Below are 17,758 nucleotides of genomic sequence, written 5' to 3' on the forward strand. Positions count from 1 at the left end.
TTGTTTTATTACATCAACAAGCACCAATCTCGTGTTCTTATCATAAATAGGTAGGAAAGAAGGGCGGGATGCAGGTGCCTAACAATACTGTTAATGAAGAGTGGGCAATCTTCCTGGCTGCCATCTGCGGACAGACCTATGCTCAATTTACAAATATAGACGGTTCGTTTGTCGTTCCGCAGAATTATTCGGTCAATTATACGATTCAAGCGAAATCCATTAACAATGAATGGGAACGCTTCGGGTTTATTATTGAATCTCCGCAAGAGATTATTGTTGCTTTTCGCGGAACGAGTTCGACAACCGATTGGATCTCTGATATCATCGCCTCACAAAAAAGCTTCAAATATATTAAGGAAGATTGTCTAACACATCGAGGCTTCACAGACATCTATTCTACAGCCCGCAACGGAATTCTCTCCGCACTCACCAAGCTGTCAACCGATAAGACCTTATACATTACAGGGCACAGTCTCGGTGCAGCACTCGCGACATTGTGTGCTGTTGACATTGCAGCCAACACTGCATACAGCTCTCCCAACCTGTTCACATTTGGTTCTCCCCGTGTAGGCGATCCAGCTTTTGCGAAGGCTTTTACAAAGTATGTCCGAAATAGCTACCGTATTGCCAATCCTTTTGACGTCGTAACACATGCTCCGCCATCCATCTACAAACTTCCCAAGCGGGAGAAAAAGTATTATTACAGTCATGTCCAAACCCTCTCATCGCTAACTTTCCAGAATGGAGCTATAGGCCTCAATCACATTATAAGAAGCTATTTTACAAAGCTCTCACAACTTAAGCCGATATTCACCCAAAGGTTATGCCGGACGAACCCCGGCTTCTGCCCAGTCATTGAAGAGAACCCGCAAAAGTCAAAAAAGACACTAACGAGGAGTTAGTGCCTTTTCAAAGCATGCCTATCTAGGATTTATATTATTTCGCTAAAATTTCTACTATAAATTCAGATAACTCTTGCGCTGTTTTTTTATGTGCTAGTACACCTGGGTGGCTTCTTGACCCTACTGTTTCATCGGTGGTGTTCGGAATTTGAAAAACATAAATCTTTTTGTCACCTGTTTTCTTCATATAAGTATCTGCTGCACGGTAGATAGCAGGCATTAACGGTATACCTAACATTCCGTACGCCCATACGATATGTGCATTTTTATTATTTTTTCTAAGCTTGATCAGAAAATTCTGAACGGCCTCTTCAAAAGCTCCCAAATCCTCTTCATTATAGGAACCATCTTCACATAGTCGTTGTTTATGAGTCTGCCCAGTTACTTCATCTTTCCATTCTGGTGATTGAAAAGCTCCACTATCATTGGTTCCAAGATTAACGACCACAACATCTGGCTGCCAAGAAGTAAATGAGTGCTCTTTTAAGGCCCCTAAAGCTTCATTTTTTTCACCCTTTAGAAGACCACAAACTTGCTCATAATATTCAGGAATATTAGCATGTGGATTATTATCCCAGCTTGTAAATACTCCCCATCCACTTTGAGAAATAATTCTATAGTCCGCATTCAAATATTCTGCTGTCAGAGTACTATAATTGTTAATTGCACTAAACCACATGGGAATCCAGTCTACTTCAGCTTTAGCCCCAATTATACCTTCACCTGATGTAATACTGTCACCTATGAACTCAATTTTATATGGTTTTTCTTCAACAGGTAAAAATTTTCCATCCGTCTTAACTGCATGTATCTGCAAGGAGTTGCCAGGATCTTCATTCATAGCCTGTAAATCTTTCACAATACGCACATTTTTTATAGCATTTTCATTCATACCTCTAAATACACAAACCCAATATCTACCTGCTGTTAACATTTGTCTGCTTACAGGAGTAGAGTTAATAACTATACTAATCCAAGGTTCATAAATATCATAATCTACCTCAAATTCAATCCAGAGCTCCGAACCCTTTACATTTAATTCAATAGCACTACCAGTCCAAAACAGAGTTAATGGAGAAAGACAGCCGGTTGTTCTGCCATGAACTTTTAAATTTTCGATTTCAGATAATGTATGTAGCTTTAACTTTTCATTTTGCTTCATGCTATGGCCCCCTAATTTCAATACATTCCTTGGTTAAATCGTAATTAGCTCTGAAATAAACATGGGTGTGGACCCGTCCTCTGTATTAAAGCCGATTTTTTTATAGAAATCTACTGCATGAGGATAAGAAATTAAAACTTTTGTTCTACATCCTTTGTACCGATCAAGCATCATGTTCATCATTTCCCTACCTATACCTTTACTTTTATAACTCGGATTGACAAGCAAATAATGAAAATATACCGTTAAGGCTCCATCTGACAAAGCATTTATTAACCCGATAAGCTTATCTCCATCCCATGCTGCAACAATGGAATGAGACCCTCTTATTGCTTGTAGAAGCTCGATAGGGTACTTCCCAGACTCCCATTCTACCGAAAGAAATAACTCTTGAAGAGCCTCCTTAGTGATATCTTCTTGGTTAGACGCATAATAAACACTCATTCTAAACCCTCCATACATACAAAGAATCATTGTTCTTTTTCTCAATATACCGTTACAAACAGTTATAGAAAATGGATTGACTGAAGAAGAATTTGTATTTATTTCGCTATATTTAGGAATAGAAAAAGGTAACTCCAGAGAAATGGGTTACCTACGATTTTAAATTTAAGTTTTATAAATGAATTATCGACGACGGTGAATGTGGTTAATTCAGATATTTTTCCTTAATAACGTTCATATGATGAATCTCATGACCACTAATAATGTACGCCCACGCCTTTGCTGATGACTCACTATCATTTACAATACCTCTCCTAGACCAGGCTTCTTCCGAAAGACCACGAAGCAAAGTGAGCGTGGCACGTCGTACGGCGGTATAATCTTCCAATAAATTTGCCATGGGGCATTTATCCAAAGAAGTTCCGCTATTCAATACGTCCTGATCATAACCCGCTAATGGGGTTTTGTCCCCTCTAGCAATTCGTAGAAGCCTATAGGTCATGATTCGCTCATTATCAGTAATATGTCCCAGCACTTCTTTCAAGCTCCACTTTCCTTCGGCATATCGATAATTTGCCCGCTCTTCTACAACATTTGATAAAACAGTTATTGTACTCTTAAGTGATTGAGTAAGAATATCATGGATATCCCCGTTAGGAACTAATTTTACATAACTTTCATAATAGGCGTTATATTCTTCCTTTGATGGCCGAATAAACATGATAAAGCCCTCCTTTAGACTGCTATTATTTTATTTAGTCAAATCGGGTTTAAGATCAAAGTCGGGATTCACTATTCTCTCCGCTACCTTCTTTTTGATAATTATACTTGAAATCCCCAATCTGTCATCCTGATTTTACCTTTTTCTATCTCATATCTATGTGCGGCGCATATAAGCCCGAACCGTGATCGGTGCAAAGATGGCCACAATGACAGCAGCACCAATAAGGGAGTAGACAAGATCAACGCCCATGGTTCCATTGTTGACCAGATTTCGGACGGCAGTGACAAGATGTGAAATCGGATTGATCTTTACGAACCACTGGAGCCAACCAGGCATAGTATCTACCGGTACGAATGCGTTAGAGAGGAAGGTGAGCGGAAACAACACAATCATCGATATCCCTTGCACACTTGAAGCCGTACGCGCAATCACGCCGAAGAAGGCGAAGATCCAGCTGATTGCCCAAGAACACACAATCACGAGAAGTCCAGCAATAACAACATTTCCTAGGCCACCCTCAGGCCGTAAGCCCATGATATATCCCATAACGAAGGTTAACACAGTTGCTATTGTATATCGGATGGTATCTGCGAGCAGAGCCCCTGCAAGCGGAGCAATTCGCGAGATAGGCAGTGATTTGAATCGGTCAAACACACCCTTTTCCATATCCTCACGCAGCTGGACACCAGTGACTATCGAAGTCGTAATTACAGTCTGGACAAGGATACCGGGAATAATCACCGGCAAGTAACTTACCACATCTCCAGAGATGGCCCCGCCAAAGATATAAGTAAACATCAAGGTGAAAATGATGGGCTGAAGCGTGACGTCAAACAATTGCTCGGGTGTACGCTTTATTTTCAGCAGACCTCGATAGGCCATCGTCAACGAATTTCGTACCGATTGGCCGAAGCTCGTATGGTTTTTTAATTGGCGATCGGCACCCGGTTTTATTAAAGTACTCATAGAATTACCCCCTCTACATTATTCAATTTATCGGACGCCATTGAATCGTTATCCTTCACACCGTGACCCGTGAGTGTCAAAAACACTTCGTCGAGTGTTGGTTTCTGCACACTCATCTCGGACAAGGGGATACCTGCCTCGCGAAGAGCGATAAGCAGATCTGTAACCCGGTCAACGTCCCCCATCGGCGCAGTGATCCTTCCTGCTTCCGCTGAAATATTGGACTTTACATTCAGCACCTGCTCCACAGTTTGACGCGCATTCTCCATGTCCTGCCGATTTTGAACCCTTAAATGCAACGATGAAGTACCCACAGATGCTTTCAGGTCATCTACAGTACCCTCAGCGACAACCCGGCCGTGATCGATAACTGCAATCCGGTCAGCCAGTTGATCAGCCTCTTCAAGGTACTGTGTGGTTAACAATACGGTTGACCCCGTCTTTACCAACCGCCGGATCGTATCCCACATTTGATTACGCGTCCGCGGATCCAATCCGGTAGTAGGTTCATCCAAGAAAATCAGCGGTGGCTGTGCGATTAGACTCGCCGCCAAATCCAGACGGCGGCGCATACCGCCGGAGAAGTTTTTCAATGGACGTTTTGCAGCTTCTGTCAAACCAAATTCTTCAAGCAGCTCCGCGGCCTTAAGACGCGACTCAGCACGCCCGAGGCCAAGCAATCGAGAGAAGATGACCAAATTCTCTGTCGCACTTAGTGACTCATCGACTGACGCATACTGCCCAGTCACTCCAATCAATTGACGCACGATCTGCGGCTCCTTCACCACATCATGACCAAAGATACGTGCCGAACCTGCATCGGGTCGCAATAAGGTCGCCAACATTCTAATTACGGTGGTCTTCCCCGCACCGTTTGGACCCAGTACGCCATAGATCATCCCGGTCCCCACATTGAGATTTACACCATTAACCGCACGATTGTCTCCATAAGTTTTAACGAGTCCCTGCGCCTCAATGGCCAAGCCTCCCTTAACTGGCGCCGTATTCGTTCTTTGTACATGTTTCATTCACTATTCCTCCTAGAAACTGAATATATAAGGATGATAGCTCACCTTTTTAAACTGAATATAAACTTTGCAAATTTCAATCCGGTGACTTCAAATGCCGGTTGCGTTGTTCCAAACAAAAAAGCCAATCCAACGGATCAGCTCTGGTAACATCAATATCTATGTATTACTTTGCTATCCTTAACATTTATAATTAGACACCCGATAATTACAGATACGGTATCCATTAAAGTTCTTATAATCATATCTTGAATATCTACCTTTAGAACCAGGGGCAGGAAAAAGTTAAAGAACACTAAATTAATCCCAAAAATTGCTCCTCCAAATACTAAAGACTTTGTAAAAACCTTATTACTATAAATCGTATAATTTAAATACTCAAACATCAAACCTATAATAATTCCTGTACAGATGACCCATATAAGGGTCCTTACTTGCGCTTGTTCAAACATTGAATAAATATGAAAACCCTTATACAGAATAATTCTGCCCATTGTAAAAACCAAAGTCATAATTGCGATATTCACTATGGATTTACTCGTAAATTCATGCTTTTTCTTTGTTGAATTCTCTGATAAAAATCGCCCTGACATGAATCCCAAGAATAAAAGAACTATACTGTCAGCCAAGGGATATGAAAATAAATCAATTGTAGAGCCATGCGGTAAGGGTTCCACTAAGAACACAGTCCAAACCACCGAGAATATGATTCCGGTTTTCAAACCTTTTGATACACTGCCTCCACCCATTCCCCTTTGAATAAGTACAAAAATAATAGTAATTGCAGTAAATGCTAAGGTACCATAAATCATAAAAACAATAGGTAACGTTCCATTCTTAACAAATATACTCTGTTGCAACACCGTTTGATTGGCTGAAGGTATTAATAATTGCAGCATTGAACGAATGATGATGGCTGTAAAACTAATTAGCACTATTTTAAGTAGTTGCTTACCAGTCATTGCTCCCAATCCCTTTCATTTTACCTTTATGAAGAAATGTAAATTGACATTGTAATTGTCCACACAATTATTGCGAACAGCGATCCATCTTATAATATACTAAGAAGGCTGCCGGTTCATCAGCAGCCTTCTTTCTTAGATTCTAGAAACTTTTATCCGCAAAGCGTTTCAGCAGAGTTATCGTATTAAAATGCAATCCCTCGTGATAAAACGTATAGTTTAGAGATTCGCCTAATGTATTTAAAGTTAATCCACTGCTAATGGTAAATGGCTCAGTCACTGGTTCACCTAAGCGATTCTGTAAAGATTCTTGTATACGTCCGGGCTGCTCGGCAAGCATCTTTAGTAATACCTCAAGTGTTGGAGGTTCCTCGTTCCATTCGGCTGGTTTGGATCCTTTTCCAAATAATCGACCAAAGCTTTCAGGTAATTGCATGGGCAAATCAGCTAGTTGAAATGCAAGTTTCTCTTGAACTAAATAAATATGTCCTAAATTCCATCTTAGATTGTTATTAAACCCTTCGGGAATGATATCCAGTGTTTGTTCTGAGATTCCCTCTACAGCTTTGATTGTCAGAAGACGTACAAATTCAAGTTGTTTGAAAAGTAATTGATCCATATGATCCCTCGGCCCCTTAGTAGTAAATTGATATTATTGTTATCTATGCACCCTTTTAATATCTTTATTAAACCATTGAACATAGCCACAGCGGTGACAGGTTAATATATTGGCTGAACGATTAGCAAAATCCAGATTCAAAAAGCTCAATAATGCAGTATTTAATTGTGCATATCCATGTTCAAATTTATCATACTGACAATGAGTATATGTAACATTTATTCCGTATGCTTGATAATAATCCCTCCCCAATTCGATCTTTATGTGTGACCGATTATAATTCAATGGAGTCCCCTCCCTGTCTGAGTGTTGATTCTTGCACCGTTAACGGCATGGAAAAACTGATGACCCACTACGGACATCTAATGTGAGATCATTCAAAGTAACTAAGTTGCGTTCTGGTCCGAGCATGATAATGACATAGTAGGCTTCCCCGTGGGGATTTTTGAGTACCAACTGGTAACCGCTGCCTCCAAATAATGGCTTGCATGTCGCTGCGGCCTTCAACGTATCACCTTCCGCATATTCCTTACGGACATATTTCATTCCTAGGGTTCTTACCGCTTGCTTGTTCTGATGCTCCGTAATCACGTATTTTAGCGACGCCCCAGTAAGTATGATCATAAGGATTAGAAGACCTGCACGAGTTCTTTTCATATATCCTCCTTAACATTTCTTTCCTTAGGCTTTGCCCATCTGCAATAATATACTATAATCATTCAAGTTATACGGTGTATATTCATGAGACTACTTTTGCAGGAGGTCATAATGAATATAATATCCTTTATTATCTATTGTGTTGTTGTTACATTTACACCCGGACCTACCAATATTGTTATTTTATCATCTGTGCACCATTTTGGTGTAAAAAAAGCCATGGAATATGTATGCGGAGCCACAATCGCTTTTGGCCTGTTACTTGCCGCTTCCTCCATGCTAAACCGTATTCTTGCCGGGGTCATTCCAAATATCCTGAGCATCATGCAGATCATAGGCAGCTTATATATGCTCTACCTTGCTTATCAAATCTATAAGATGGGTTCAACAGAATCCAAACCTACGTCAACAGCCAATTTTGTCTCAGGCTTACTTATGCAATTTGTTAATCCTAAAGTTCTTCTATTTACACTAACCGTTATACCCAGCTATGTAATGCCCTACTATACTTCATCTGCGTCATCGTTCCTGTTCGTTATGATCATAACTGTCATTGGTTTCTTGGCATTCACAACATGGGTTGTCTTTGGCGCAGTATTCAGAAGATTTCTACAAAACCACCAAAAAGTGATAAATACCCTGATGGCGCTTTTTTTAGTGTATTCTGCAATAATGGTATCAGGAATTCTATAAAGAGTTGGAGGTGGAGAGCGTGGAGAAATTCAATTATAAAAAATCAGCAGATATTCTGGCATTGTCGGCAAGCTTTACAGATTTCACTTATAAAAAACATTGCCACGAGGAATATGCGATCGGTGTAACTCTACGCGGCATCCAACAATATAACTTGGAAGGCAGTTTCCAATCTTCCCATAAAAATGGCGTAATGCTGTTTAATCCCGAGCAATCTCATGATGGCAGCTCATATGATAAGGCTGGTATTGATTATGTCATGCTCTATATCAAGCCGGACTTGTTTTTAGAGAGTTCTGGTAAGAAGGAATTGGTGCGTTTCTCCTCGCCTATCGTCTACGATGCCAAATTAGCAAACTGTGTATTATCCTTAAGCCATTCCATCTTGAGCGGCAAAGAAGAATCTCTAAGCAGTGAGCTGCTCTTAACCTTAGTCGACCTTGTTTCTAATACGGAAATAGATACAGCCACTAGAAAGAATAATGAACTTATTAACAAAGCAAAAGAAATGATGTTCTATAATTTAGAGAATGTGCTAAAGCTTGACGACCTCAGCAAAGAGTTTAAGATGTCAAAATATCAGTTTATCCGGGAGTTTAAGTCCCACACCGGAATATCGCCCTATCAATTTTTCTTGAATTGTAAAGTCGAGCATGCCAAGCAATCTATTGAGAAAAATAAGGATATCTATTCCGCCGTTGCAGAATGTGGATTTGTGGATCTAACTCACCTGAATAGGCATTTCAAGAGTGTATTCGGAATCACAGCATATGAATACATGTCACAACTCAATTAAGCGCGCTTTATAAAGAGAAGCTATATTATAAGTTCTGTCTTGATGTGTACAGACATTTCCGCACCACTGCCTTGGCTGAATAAAACGATATAATCTCCTTCTGGAAAAAGAGTGGATACTTATTTAGAAGGAGTTTTTCCTACTAATTCAAGGATTAACCACCTTTCGAGTTATTTAGTGGTAAAATTTCCCTCTAAATTCAGATTTTAGCCTCAAAACTCCTCAATATGGATAATTCGGTTGCATTTAGTGGTAATTTTCCCCTCTAATTATTGATTACAAGGCTTTATTTGTGATTTACAGGGGAATTTTCCCTCTAAACTTTATTTATCACGGGTTCATAGACTAAATAGCAAACCGGGATCTATAACAAACTAATAATTATCGGTTTCGTATGTTTTTTTCTAATTCCACACTCGGTCATTCAACACTAAATGCTTGTATCTCTGAAAGCCATTTATCAATTGCCTTTACAGGAAAATAGGTGGTGTCTCCAATTCTCACGTAAGGAATTTCACTACTAGCATGAGCTGTTCCATCAAGTGGCGGATTCAATTGGTCTACTTCAGCTTCACTTATCCCTAAATACTCGGCTACCTCAGAATGGGTTAAGAGTTGATGATGAGGCTCCCCATAAAAACACAACAAACAAAGCATTAACATACTTCTGCATATTGATATGATTCCAAAAATTCCCTTATTGAATCATACCTTCAATTTATTCATGTCGCAATCCTACTGGAGAATATTGTATAATTGATTATTCTCTCGTAATAACACCCCAATCTTTTCTAAAGTCATGTGTTCTATATCCCTCTTCGTGGGATAGGTTCTCAGAAAGTCAAAATTGATTTCACTTTTATCTATGCCTGCAATTCGATAGACTGCTATTTCTTTGCCTTCATTTTTTAGTATCAAATCATCCATTCTGAATCCAGCATTTTCCGGTCGATCTAGAACTTTATGCTCGGTAAAATCCTTTAAATCTAACCATGAAATTACAGACCGATGTATACCAGAACCAAATGAATAGGCATATACTACATCCAAAGTTCCATCCTTATTTACATCAAAGGGTACAACACTTGTTACCCCATATCCGCCAAATCCAATACCTATATGGACAACTTTTTGTTTGGACACGATGAATGTTTCCCAGCTTGAATTCCCAACAATTTTAAAAAGCTGAAGATTGGTTTGATCCCAAATATCAGGAGAGGTGATTTCAATCAGATCCATATTCTCCGTTAGAGTAATATCTTGAGTTGCTAAAATTAATTTATTTGCTTCCTCAATGGTTACCTTAATCGAAGGCATAGATGTGGAATCAACCGCCAACATTGCTAATATCAATACCAGTAATACTGAGATCCCATAGACAATGAGCTTACTTTTCTTATTAAAACTTTTCATTATCAAATTCATTCTCCTCTGGGGGTGCCTTCTGAAAAAAATATCCTATTTCGCTGTTATGCCCTTACATATTATTCTACTCGTTCTATTAAGCTACTTCAGCAATGATTGGATTAATACTTACATTGTAGCGCCGTATATTGTCCCATACACATCCATGAATACATATATTTCTTCTTATCTTTTTAACGGTATCATGGGTGCACTGTTCGCTTCTTTGCTCTTAATCGTCTGTTCAAGAGGTCTAGGTCTTAGACGTACATGTCAAGAACTGGATTTCCGCTTCAATACATTAAGAAAAAGCTATAGACCCATCCTGATCTTTGTTATCGTGTTCATGATCATTTATATTTTTTTCGGCTCTCTTGCGGCAAATCAACATTTATTTGACTACTCGTTTCAGTTCCCTCTGACAATCATCAATATATTACAATGGTTTATATTTCAATTATTGATTTCCGGTTTAGAGGAGATCTTCTTCAGATGTTTTGTGATCCTGCTTCTTTTTAAGTTATGGGACAATATGTTCACCAAACTTAACTATCTTCAGATTGCAGTGTTTATCGCTTCTACTCTAATATTTGCTGCCCGACATATCGGATTCCTTTTGTATCCGTTCCAAATCACATATTTTGTTCCGCTTCATCTTGTAGTTGTCAGTGTATTAGGAATATTCTTAGGGATTTTATTTATTAAAACCAGAAGTTTTTGGGCTGTTTATGCTGCACATGGGTTCATTAACGGATGTATATTTACATTTCTATTTGTACTGAATAAAACATTATCTTGATACTAGAAGTATTCCCTCTATTCTATCAACAACAAAAGAGATGCTATGATTAGGCATCTCTTTTGTTCTGTTTCCGGCTAACCTGTTTTTCTCTTACAGCTTTTTCGCAACAGGTATCCAGATCTCGCTTTTAAAATTAGGGGAAGTGGTATCCTTACTTTCATTCCATAATATTTCCGGGCCTTCCACTTGTTCGTAATCTGAGGAGGGAAACCATTCGGAATAGATCCGTCCCCAAATTTGTTGAAGAGTTGCGGGAAAAGGTCCGACTGCCTCAAATACAGCCCAAGACGTTGCAGGAATATCTAGCTTCGAGAGACTTTCCGGACATTCCTCAGTTGTAGCCACACCTATATAATGGTCCAATTCTCCCTGCTCCTCCATTCGGCCCTCGGAAAAATTAGCAGATGCACTAATCAATCCTAAAGGGACGACATTCGACAGCTGTTTCAATTGAGTAATTAATTCCTCATTTAGGCTTGCCCACATCGCAGCTATTTCCGGATTTACTCCATGGAATATAATAGGGACTCTCTTTTTGAGACCCACGATTCGAAATGAGTCTTTTTCTTCAATACGGTAGATCATTTCACTACCTCCTTTAATCGTTAACTGAAAACTCATGCGGGGATAGGACTTTAAAGATTGGCCCTTAATTCTGGATTCTGAGGGGGTAACCCCATGAAAGATTTGGAAAGCCTTCGCAAATGCATCCGGTGAACTGTATCCAAAATTCAAGGCTATGTCGATTATCCTTAACTGATTTCTTTGAAGCTCATACGCTGCTAAAGTAAGACGTCTTAGGCGGATATACTCTGACAGGGATATACCGGCTAGGAATGAAAACATCCTTTTAAAATGATATTCCGAGCATAAGGCCCTCTTTGCCGCTTCTTTGAAGTCAATCTCTTGAGTGAGATTTTCTTCAATATAGGACAATGCTTTGTTCATGTTCTCAAGTGAATTCATCCTCACCTCTCCTCCTTCTACTGTAGCGTATCAAAAACCAGGGTGAACCATCCGACAATTCATGTACAACATTAAAGGGGTAGGATTCAAAAGTAAGCCAGCCCGTAATAGGGTATGTTTGTTGTTGGTGTAAAACCCAGTCGCAAAGCCAATTTATAAGAACCTTCATTCTCAACCCGGCATGCCCAGACAGGCTCTAATTCATTCTTCAGACAATAATCTATCAGTGCGGAACAAACGGAATATGCATATCCCTTCCCGCGGTACGCCTCAGAGGTTTCAATGCCAATCTCCAACTGATGCCCATTTCGAAATGCGGAAAATGCCGTTGATGCAACTTCTTCGTTATCCAGCAAGCTATAGGCTATACCCTCCGCTAAGAACTGGTCAGCATTCCTCCAGAAATACCTCGGACTCACACTGCCGGTAAGGGATAGAAACTGTTCTTTCGTTGTCTGCATTATGTATGTGCCTTGACTATGATAATGTTCTTTCGATTGATGATAGGTCTCCTTATTAAAAATGAAATTAACTCTTCGTTGTTTAATAATCGGGTTCTGATGATTAGCGCAATTATGGGTATTCACCATAGACTCAATTTTGCTTATCCAAGCTCCCTCTGGTGCAATCTGCAGCCATTCCGGCTTGTTCCTGATCTGCTTGCTATTGGTTATGTATTCTAGGAGTGCGTGATGAAAATATTCATTGTCAGTGTCCCCGAATAACAGTGACATTCCGTAGGGATGTACGACATAAAACGTACTTGGGTCTTTCTCACAATCCACAAAAATCGTACCTGAAATACGCTGTAGGATCACCGCTTCGGCAAATAACGTGTTGATATTCACATGACTTAAAGGCAAAATTGCTTTGTGGTAATCTTTAGTCTCAAGTGTTATCATACCTGTCCTTTCCGATTGCCATTAGTATGAGCATCTCTCTTTAATTATGGGTTTAATACTTAATTATAGCACTTTATGTATAGGCGAACATTCCCTTTTTCGGCTGAAATCGGTAGGCATTCACATGAGAAAAAAGCAGCCGCAAGAGGCTGCTATCTACAATATCTCTGGCAGATCTATGATGTATTCTCCTTTTTATCTAAGATCATTAATCAAGCTTGTGTCTACTGAGGTTTTCATCTTTTTCCTATGCAGCAATACATAGATCAGGTAGCCTCCGTACAGCAAATAGAAAATATTTAATATGGATACTACCAGTATCTCTTTGTCTTCGATATTAGTGTTCGTCATTTGAGCGAGAGCATCAAACATGAAATGAAAAACGATCAAGGGTAGAATGTTGGGTGTCGTCTCTATGAGTAGAGCAAGAATGAGCCCGATAAGAAATGCATTTATGACTTGTAGAACGATATGTATGGGATCACTGCCGTTAAGCGCATTGGCCATATGTAAAATACCGAAAAATATAGAAGAAAAAACGATATAAAAAACAGGTCCTTTGGACTGCAGTTTCTCTCTAATGATCCCTCTAAAAATGGATTCCTCTGTATAACCGACAAGTAATGAGAAAACAACAATAAGGATTATTTGAGCAGTTGTAAGCTCCAAGTTGAAACCGCCCATCATTGGTTGAACGGCAGCGATCACAAGCAAGGGAATATAGTAGAGCGTTACACTTTCTTTACGGATATCGAGCTTTTTAAAGCCAAAACTCCCAAAGGAAGGGTCCTTTTTTCTCATGTACAATGAAACAATTACTGCCATAACGAAGAATGCACAAGCCTGAGCAGCCATCATCCCCGTATCTTCCAACTCCATGATTGTCGCTGCGGCAGATGCTACTGAAATCATTAAAGTCAGCACTACCCCCAGCATGATTGAAAATAGAATCGGATGTCCTTTGGCTTCTTTTTTTCTCATTGTTCTCTCTCCTTTAAGATCAAATCTGTAGTGAAAATAGCTAAGGATAATAATGGAATAAATGTCACTCCGGTTTTAACTATACCATAAGATTAGATAAAGAGAATTGAGATTTTTCCCGTCATTTAGAGCGGCTTTTATTAATTAAGCTTCGCAAACAAAGTAGAGTGCAAGATAGACAAAGAATTAACAATTCATATTCTCCTGAGGATATGGAGTTGATTAGGGCTGCAATCGTTGCTACCCCGGAAATGAGTGTACATGTAACCATAAGCCTCCGAGGAAACCAGTTAGATTTCATCTCTTTTTCCTTATCCATGTTATCCCTCCGCTGGTTCTGTTTAATTTCATCATCAGCCTGCACATTTTTGGATTTATGGAAGAATTAAGCAGGATATTGTCATTCTACGAAGAATATCAACAATGTACAAGTATCAATTGAACAACAATAGATTTTTCAAAACAGGAGGCAAAATAATGGTTAACTTGTTCGGCGGATTGTTGGGTAACTATTCTGAAGTAAGTATTCCTGAGTTAAAAAGTCAATACGGGGTTTATCTTACGCCCCAAGAAGAGATTCGGATGGGGTTCAAGCTGGTCCGCGATGCTTTTATTATTACGGATGACCGTTTGATTCTAATTGATCATCAGGGAGTAACAGGGAAAAAGACCCGCGTTGCCTCCATACATCTTAATTCCATCTATGAGGTTACTATGGAAACGGGCGGTACGGGCTTCGAGGATTGCGAAGTTACGCTTCATTACATTACCTCACCTTATCACAAGTCCAACAATCTGCAGACATCCTTGTATAAGTTCGAGTTCGGCAAGAAATTCAATGTACAGCCCTTATATACAGCATTGGTCAGTATTGCCAGCGAGAATTGTAAACGTCTGAATTCCTAATCTATATCTTTACATCATATTTAGAGTACGAATATGTCCTCTGCCAGTGTGTTGGTGGGGGACATCATTATGTTAATCGTTATGTTAAGAAAACAGAAAAGAGGCAAGAACATTGGGGACAACCATTTCAATAAGAGAGAAGTTATTTTTCTCGGGTGGCTTGCTGGGCCAGAATATTTTATATAGCTTTATGTCCACGTATATCTTGTTTTTTTACACGGATTTATTACGGATACCAGCAACCACGGCAAGCGCTATATTAGTAGTCGCAAGTATATTTGATGCCTGTCTGGATCCTCTAATGGGCATGATCACAGATAAAACCCGAACGAGATGGGGAAAATTCAGACCTTATCTGCTGTTTGCCCCTGGCTTAATTGCTGCTGCTACCGTACTATGTTTTTGGGATATTGGCGGTTCATCCACGACGACGCTTGTTTTTGCCACTGTCTCTTATTTACTTTGGGGGATGCTTTACACCGTCTGTGATACGCCGCTTTGGGCACTGTCTTCTGTAATCTCTAAAGATCCCAATGAACGAACGCTCATCGTAACCTTGGGAAAAATCGGAGGAATGATAGGTGCGGTCGCCATAACTGTCGGGGGGATTCAATTGCTGTTAGCCTTCGGTGGAGAACGAGATACAAATGCCTATTTGTACTCGGCAATGATTATAGCCGTATTCGCAGCCATCTCCATATTCCTGGCAGGCTTCTACACCAAAGAGAGGGTAGCCCCTCCTGCTGAACAAATTCCCTTCCGTAGAAATCTGCAAACTATATACAAAAATAAACCTTTGTTAACTTTGTTGTCAGCCCTTTTGATCATCAATTTGATTATCGGAGTAAGACAGAGCATTCAATTATATTATGTGGTTTATGTTTGGGGCGACTCGAGCTATGTTAGTCAGCTGGGGATGAGTCTGGTTGCAGGAATGCTGCTGGGGATGATCGTGACACCAAAGCTACTCCGTGTATTTTCGCATAAGAAAGTATTTATTATATCCTGTATATTAGGCAGCCTATCCTGTTTGACTCCTTACATTAAAGGAGACGGTAATATAACGTTCACACTTGTGTTGTTCGCCGTAAGCTTCTTTTTTTCAGGTGTGATCACGATTGTAAGTACCTCCATGCTATTAGACACTATTGATTATTCCGAATGGAAGCTGGGCTTCCGCGGCGAGGGAATTGTATTCTCAACGCATACCTTTGTCACTAAATTTAGCGGGGCTGTTTCGAAGTTGATCATTGGTGCGAGCCTGGGATTGTTGAACTATATTGAGAACCAGCCTGCTACCGCCAGTCTTCAACACGGCTTAAGCTTTGTGATGTTTGTTTTGCCGGCATTGTGTTTTGTGATTGCTATCATTCCAATACTTTTTTATACCTTAAGCAATAGTAAGAGAAATCAGATGTTGATTGAACTAGAGACTCATAGAAGGAGTGTATAGAAATGGACTTATCTAGCTTGAATACCCTGATGGTACCTCCTGACATTCATAACTGTAAAAGAATATTGTGCGTACAGCCTCACCCGGATGATAACGAAATCGGAATGGGTGGAATTATTTCTACTTATGCTGACAAAGGCTGCGAAATTCATTACTTGACGGTGACCAATGGTGATCTAGGCACCATGGATGAGCGTTTATCCCATGAGGAAGTCGCCGAGATCCGCTCTAAAGAACTGGAGGAAGCCGGGCGTTTCCTTGGAGCCTCGGTCTTTCATTCTTTACATTACGGGGACGGTACGTTAGAGAATATTCCTCGATTAGCTGGAGAAATTGCGGAGATCATTCGAACGGTGAAACCGGAAGCCGTATTCTGCCCGGACCCTTGGCTGACTTATGAAGCACATTATGATCATATTATTACGGGAAAAGCGGTAGCTCATGCCTTCCTCTCGTCAGGTCTTGCCCGTTATCCTAAAGGCACCCATACCCACCCTTGGCAAGTATCGGCTATCGGTTTTTATTTCACAGCCAGCCCAAATCTAGTAATAGACACGACAGATGTCTTTGAAAAGAAATTCAAAGCTATAGAGCTGCACCGCAGTCAATTTAACGACGATATCCTAGCCTTATATCGAGTCTATTTCAAAGAGAAAGGCAGGCAGCTTGCTCAAGGGAAGGATTTTGAACTCGGTGAAGGACTTAAGGTACTCGCTCCCGTCCATTTACATTGCTTCGTAGATGCAGTTCATATCTAAGAGAATTGAATCAGTGTCAATAGCTAAACAAAAACAACCATTTCAGCAATTTGTTGAAGTGTCTTAACTACACGTTCTTCATTATACGGTTTTAATAAAAAAGATTTTGCACCTGCTATCATGGCTTCCCGAACCATTTTCTCTTGACCCATACTTGAAATCATAACCACTTTTGCGTTTGGGTCAAATTTCATTATTTTTCTAAGGGCATCTATACCTGAGCATTCCGGCATGGTGATATCCATCGTTACAATATCCGGCTGACATTCGACATATTTTTTAATAGCCATGTTTCCATCCTCTGCTTCACCAACTACCTGAAAACCATTTTTTCTTAATAATACTTGTAGACTCATTCGTACAAAAGCTGAATCATCAACAATCAGAACCTTTTTCATCTCAATATCCTCCCAATCTTAAAAAAATCCTGTTAAAAATAAAAAACCCTTCAGCAGTTGAAGGGTTCAATGACCATAAAAGATCAAATCAAAAAAAATTCTCAACCTGCAACCTGGCTTTCGTAGTTCCTAGGAACCTTAGACCCATGGCTTTGCGTCCCTACCTTTCAATAGGTTTGCCCGTGATATATAGTTAAAAAGACCTAATTATATAATATCTATTTATAGTATTTCT

At 39.9% G+C, this 17,758-nt stretch carries 21 protein-coding genes and 1 riboswitch; of the genes, 7 read left to right on the top strand and 14 right to left on the bottom strand.

Annotation, left to right across the window (positions count from 1 at the left end; translation table 11 throughout):
* The first annotated feature begins 68 nt into the window (after nt 1-68).
* Complete coding sequence (locus J2T20_RS05680; RefSeq protein ID WP_307586429.1) at nt 69-902, top strand: lipase family protein; 834 nt, start codon at nt 69-71, stop codon at nt 900-902.
* A 34-nt stretch (nt 903-936) separates the two neighbouring features.
* Here the strand turns inward: J2T20_RS05680 and J2T20_RS05685 are convergent, their stop codons facing one another.
* The 8 genes from J2T20_RS05685 to J2T20_RS05720 all read right to left on the bottom strand — a co-directional run bounded on the left by J2T20_RS05685 (nt 937) and on the right by J2T20_RS05720 (nt 7,464).
* On the bottom strand, nt 937-2,064 hold the full coding sequence (locus J2T20_RS05685) for an SGNH/GDSL hydrolase family protein (protein WP_307586431.1): 1,128 nt from the start codon (nt 2,062-2,064) through the stop codon (nt 937-939).
* Between the two features lie 33 nt (nt 2,065-2,097).
* The gene (locus J2T20_RS05690) at nt 2,098-2,508 is read right to left on the bottom strand and encodes a GNAT family N-acetyltransferase (RefSeq protein WP_307586433.1); all 411 of its coding nucleotides are present in this window, start codon (nt 2,506-2,508) and stop codon (nt 2,098-2,100) included.
* 205 nt (nt 2,509-2,713) lie between these two features.
* The gene (locus J2T20_RS05695; RefSeq protein ID WP_307586435.1) at nt 2,714-3,229 is read right to left on the bottom strand and encodes a DinB family protein; all 516 of its coding nucleotides are present in this window, start codon (nt 3,227-3,229) and stop codon (nt 2,714-2,716) included.
* A 156-nt stretch (nt 3,230-3,385) separates the two neighbouring features.
* On the bottom strand, nt 3,386-4,198 hold the full coding sequence (locus tag J2T20_RS05700) for an ABC transporter permease (protein ID WP_307586437.1): 813 nt from the start codon (nt 4,196-4,198) through the stop codon (nt 3,386-3,388).
* Nucleotides 4,195-5,226 carry an ATP-binding cassette domain-containing protein gene (locus J2T20_RS05705; RefSeq protein ID WP_307586439.1) on the bottom strand — a complete coding sequence of 344 codons (1,032 nt, stop codon included), beginning with the start codon at nt 5,224-5,226 and terminating at the stop codon, nt 4,195-4,197. Before J2T20_RS05705 ends, J2T20_RS05700 begins: the two co-directional genes overlap by 4 nt.
* A gap of 152 nt (nt 5,227-5,378) precedes the next feature.
* The gene (locus tag J2T20_RS05710) at nt 5,379-6,188 is read right to left on the bottom strand and encodes a hypothetical protein (protein WP_307586441.1); all 810 of its coding nucleotides are present in this window, start codon (nt 6,186-6,188) and stop codon (nt 5,379-5,381) included.
* Between the two features lie 142 nt (nt 6,189-6,330).
* Complete coding sequence (locus tag J2T20_RS05715; protein WP_307586442.1) at nt 6,331-6,807, bottom strand: DinB family protein; 477 nt, start codon at nt 6,805-6,807, stop codon at nt 6,331-6,333.
* Between the two features lie 324 nt (nt 6,808-7,131).
* Entirely contained in the window at nt 7,132-7,464 is a 333-nt protein-coding gene (locus J2T20_RS05720) for a hypothetical protein (RefSeq protein ID WP_307586444.1), read from the bottom strand.
* A 111-nt stretch (nt 7,465-7,575) separates the two neighbouring features.
* Here J2T20_RS05720 and J2T20_RS05725 point away from each other — a divergent pair, with 111 nt between their 5' ends.
* Together J2T20_RS05725 and J2T20_RS05730 are read left to right on the top strand one after the other, a co-directional pair.
* Nucleotides 7,576-8,157: a LysE family translocator gene (locus J2T20_RS05725; protein WP_307586446.1), complete on the top strand. Its 582-nt coding sequence runs from the start codon at nt 7,576-7,578 to the stop codon at nt 8,155-8,157.
* A gap of 19 nt (nt 8,158-8,176) precedes the next feature.
* On the top strand, nt 8,177-8,953 hold the full coding sequence (locus J2T20_RS05730; protein ID WP_307586448.1) for an AraC family transcriptional regulator: 777 nt from the start codon (nt 8,177-8,179) through the stop codon (nt 8,951-8,953).
* Nucleotides 8,954-9,373: 420 nt separating this feature from the next.
* Here the strand turns inward: J2T20_RS05730 and J2T20_RS05735 are convergent, their stop codons facing one another.
* Both J2T20_RS05735 and J2T20_RS05740 read right to left on the bottom strand, forming a co-directional pair.
* Nucleotides 9,374-9,610, bottom strand: a complete 237-nt coding sequence (locus tag J2T20_RS05735) for a helix-turn-helix domain-containing protein (protein ID WP_307586450.1) — start codon at nt 9,608-9,610, stop codon at nt 9,374-9,376.
* A gap of 78 nt (nt 9,611-9,688) precedes the next feature.
* Nucleotides 9,689-10,366, bottom strand: a complete 678-nt coding sequence (locus tag J2T20_RS05740) for a hypothetical protein (protein WP_307586452.1) — start codon at nt 10,364-10,366, stop codon at nt 9,689-9,691.
* Nucleotides 10,367-10,703: 337 nt separating this feature from the next.
* Between J2T20_RS05740 and J2T20_RS25710 the strand changes: the two genes are divergently transcribed.
* Complete coding sequence (locus tag J2T20_RS25710; RefSeq protein WP_373457761.1) at nt 10,704-11,156, top strand: CPBP family intramembrane glutamic endopeptidase; 453 nt, start codon at nt 10,704-10,706, stop codon at nt 11,154-11,156.
* 93 nt (nt 11,157-11,249) lie between these two features.
* Here the strand turns inward: J2T20_RS25710 and J2T20_RS05745 are convergent, their stop codons facing one another.
* From J2T20_RS05745 to J2T20_RS05755, 3 genes are all read right to left on the bottom strand, one after another.
* Nucleotides 11,250-12,125: an AraC family transcriptional regulator gene (locus J2T20_RS05745; protein ID WP_307586454.1), complete on the bottom strand. Its 876-nt coding sequence runs from the start codon at nt 12,123-12,125 to the stop codon at nt 11,250-11,252.
* A gap of 86 nt (nt 12,126-12,211) precedes the next feature.
* Nucleotides 12,212-13,027 (bottom strand): GNAT family N-acetyltransferase, encoded by an 816-nt coding sequence (locus J2T20_RS05750; protein ID WP_307586456.1) that lies wholly within the window; start codon nt 13,025-13,027, stop codon nt 12,212-12,214.
* A gap of 195 nt (nt 13,028-13,222) precedes the next feature.
* The gene (locus J2T20_RS05755) at nt 13,223-14,008 is read right to left on the bottom strand and encodes a CPBP family intramembrane glutamic endopeptidase (protein ID WP_307586459.1); all 786 of its coding nucleotides are present in this window, start codon (nt 14,006-14,008) and stop codon (nt 13,223-13,225) included.
* A gap of 477 nt (nt 14,009-14,485) precedes the next feature.
* Between J2T20_RS05755 and J2T20_RS05760 the strand changes: the two genes are divergently transcribed.
* The 3 genes from J2T20_RS05760 to J2T20_RS05770 all read left to right on the top strand — a co-directional run bounded on the left by J2T20_RS05760 (nt 14,486) and on the right by J2T20_RS05770 (nt 17,125).
* Entirely contained in the window at nt 14,486-14,914 is a 429-nt protein-coding gene (locus tag J2T20_RS05760) for a PH domain-containing protein (protein ID WP_307586461.1), read from the top strand.
* 112 nt (nt 14,915-15,026) lie between these two features.
* Nucleotides 15,027-16,367 (top strand): MFS transporter, encoded by a 1,341-nt coding sequence (locus J2T20_RS05765; RefSeq protein ID WP_307586463.1) that lies wholly within the window; start codon nt 15,027-15,029, stop codon nt 16,365-16,367.
* Between the two features lie 2 nt (nt 16,368-16,369).
* Nucleotides 16,370-17,125: a PIG-L deacetylase family protein gene (locus J2T20_RS05770; protein ID WP_307586464.1), complete on the top strand. Its 756-nt coding sequence runs from the start codon at nt 16,370-16,372 to the stop codon at nt 17,123-17,125.
* Nucleotides 17,126-17,148: 23 nt separating this feature from the next.
* Here the strand turns inward: J2T20_RS05770 and J2T20_RS05775 are convergent, their stop codons facing one another.
* The gene (locus J2T20_RS05775; protein ID WP_307586465.1) at nt 17,149-17,523 is read right to left on the bottom strand and encodes a response regulator; all 375 of its coding nucleotides are present in this window, start codon (nt 17,521-17,523) and stop codon (nt 17,149-17,151) included.
* 104 nt (nt 17,524-17,627) lie between these two features.
* Nucleotides 17,628-17,714, bottom strand: a riboswitch (cyclic di-GMP riboswitch).
* Nucleotides 17,715-17,758: the final 44 nt, after the last annotated feature.

It is taken from the genome of Paenibacillus wynnii (assembly GCF_030812855.1).
Lineage (GTDB): Bacteria > Bacillota > Bacilli > Paenibacillales > Paenibacillaceae > Paenibacillus_AQ > Paenibacillus_AQ wynnii_A.

Bases quoted from the DNA above. Each gene is read 5' to 3' on its own strand.
- J2T20_RS05750 (WP_307586456.1), bottom strand. From the start codon at position 13,027: ATGATAACACTTGAGACTAAAGATTACCACAAAGCAATTTTGCCTTTA.
- J2T20_RS05680 (WP_307586429.1), top strand. From the start codon at position 69: ATGCAGGTGCCTAACAATACTGTTAATGAAGAGTGGGCAATCTTCCTG.
- J2T20_RS05700 (WP_307586437.1), bottom strand. From the start codon at position 4,198: ATGAGTACTTTAATAAAACCGGGTGCCGATCGCCAATTAAAAAACCAT.
- J2T20_RS05715 (WP_307586442.1), bottom strand. From the start codon at position 6,807: ATGGATCAATTACTTTTCAAACAACTTGAATTTGTACGTCTTCTGACA.
- J2T20_RS05685 (WP_307586431.1), bottom strand. From the start codon at position 2,064: ATGAAGCAAAATGAAAAGTTAAAGCTACATACATTATCTGAAATCGAA.
- J2T20_RS25710 (WP_373457761.1), top strand. From the start codon at position 10,704: ATGATCATTTATATTTTTTTCGGCTCTCTTGCGGCAAATCAACATTTA.
- J2T20_RS05770 (WP_307586464.1), top strand. From the start codon at position 16,370: ATGGACTTATCTAGCTTGAATACCCTGATGGTACCTCCTGACATTCAT.
- J2T20_RS05695 (WP_307586435.1), bottom strand. From the start codon at position 3,229: ATGTTTATTCGGCCATCAAAGGAAGAATATAACGCCTATTATGAAAGT.
- J2T20_RS05755 (WP_307586459.1), bottom strand. From the start codon at position 14,008: ATGAGAAAAAAAGAAGCCAAAGGACATCCGATTCTATTTTCAATCATG.
- J2T20_RS05710 (WP_307586441.1), bottom strand. From the start codon at position 6,188: ATGACTGGTAAGCAACTACTTAAAATAGTGCTAATTAGTTTTACAGCC.
- J2T20_RS05725 (WP_307586446.1), top strand. From the start codon at position 7,576: ATGAATATAATATCCTTTATTATCTATTGTGTTGTTGTTACATTTACA.
- J2T20_RS05705 (WP_307586439.1), bottom strand. From the start codon at position 5,226: ATGAAACATGTACAAAGAACGAATACGGCGCCAGTTAAGGGAGGCTTG.
- J2T20_RS05775 (WP_307586465.1), bottom strand. From the start codon at position 17,523: ATGAAAAAGGTTCTGATTGTTGATGATTCAGCTTTTGTACGAATGAGT.
- J2T20_RS05740 (WP_307586452.1), bottom strand. From the start codon at position 10,366: ATGAAAAGTTTTAATAAGAAAAGTAAGCTCATTGTCTATGGGATCTCA.
- J2T20_RS05735 (WP_307586450.1), bottom strand. From the start codon at position 9,610: ATGCTTTGTTTGTTGTGTTTTTATGGGGAGCCTCATCATCAACTCTTA.
- J2T20_RS05760 (WP_307586461.1), top strand. From the start codon at position 14,486: ATGGTTAACTTGTTCGGCGGATTGTTGGGTAACTATTCTGAAGTAAGT.
- J2T20_RS05745 (WP_307586454.1), bottom strand. From the start codon at position 12,125: ATGAATTCACTTGAGAACATGAACAAAGCATTGTCCTATATTGAAGAA.
- J2T20_RS05720 (WP_307586444.1), bottom strand. From the start codon at position 7,464: ATGAAAAGAACTCGTGCAGGTCTTCTAATCCTTATGATCATACTTACT.
- J2T20_RS05690 (WP_307586433.1), bottom strand. From the start codon at position 2,508: ATGAGTGTTTATTATGCGTCTAACCAAGAAGATATCACTAAGGAGGCT.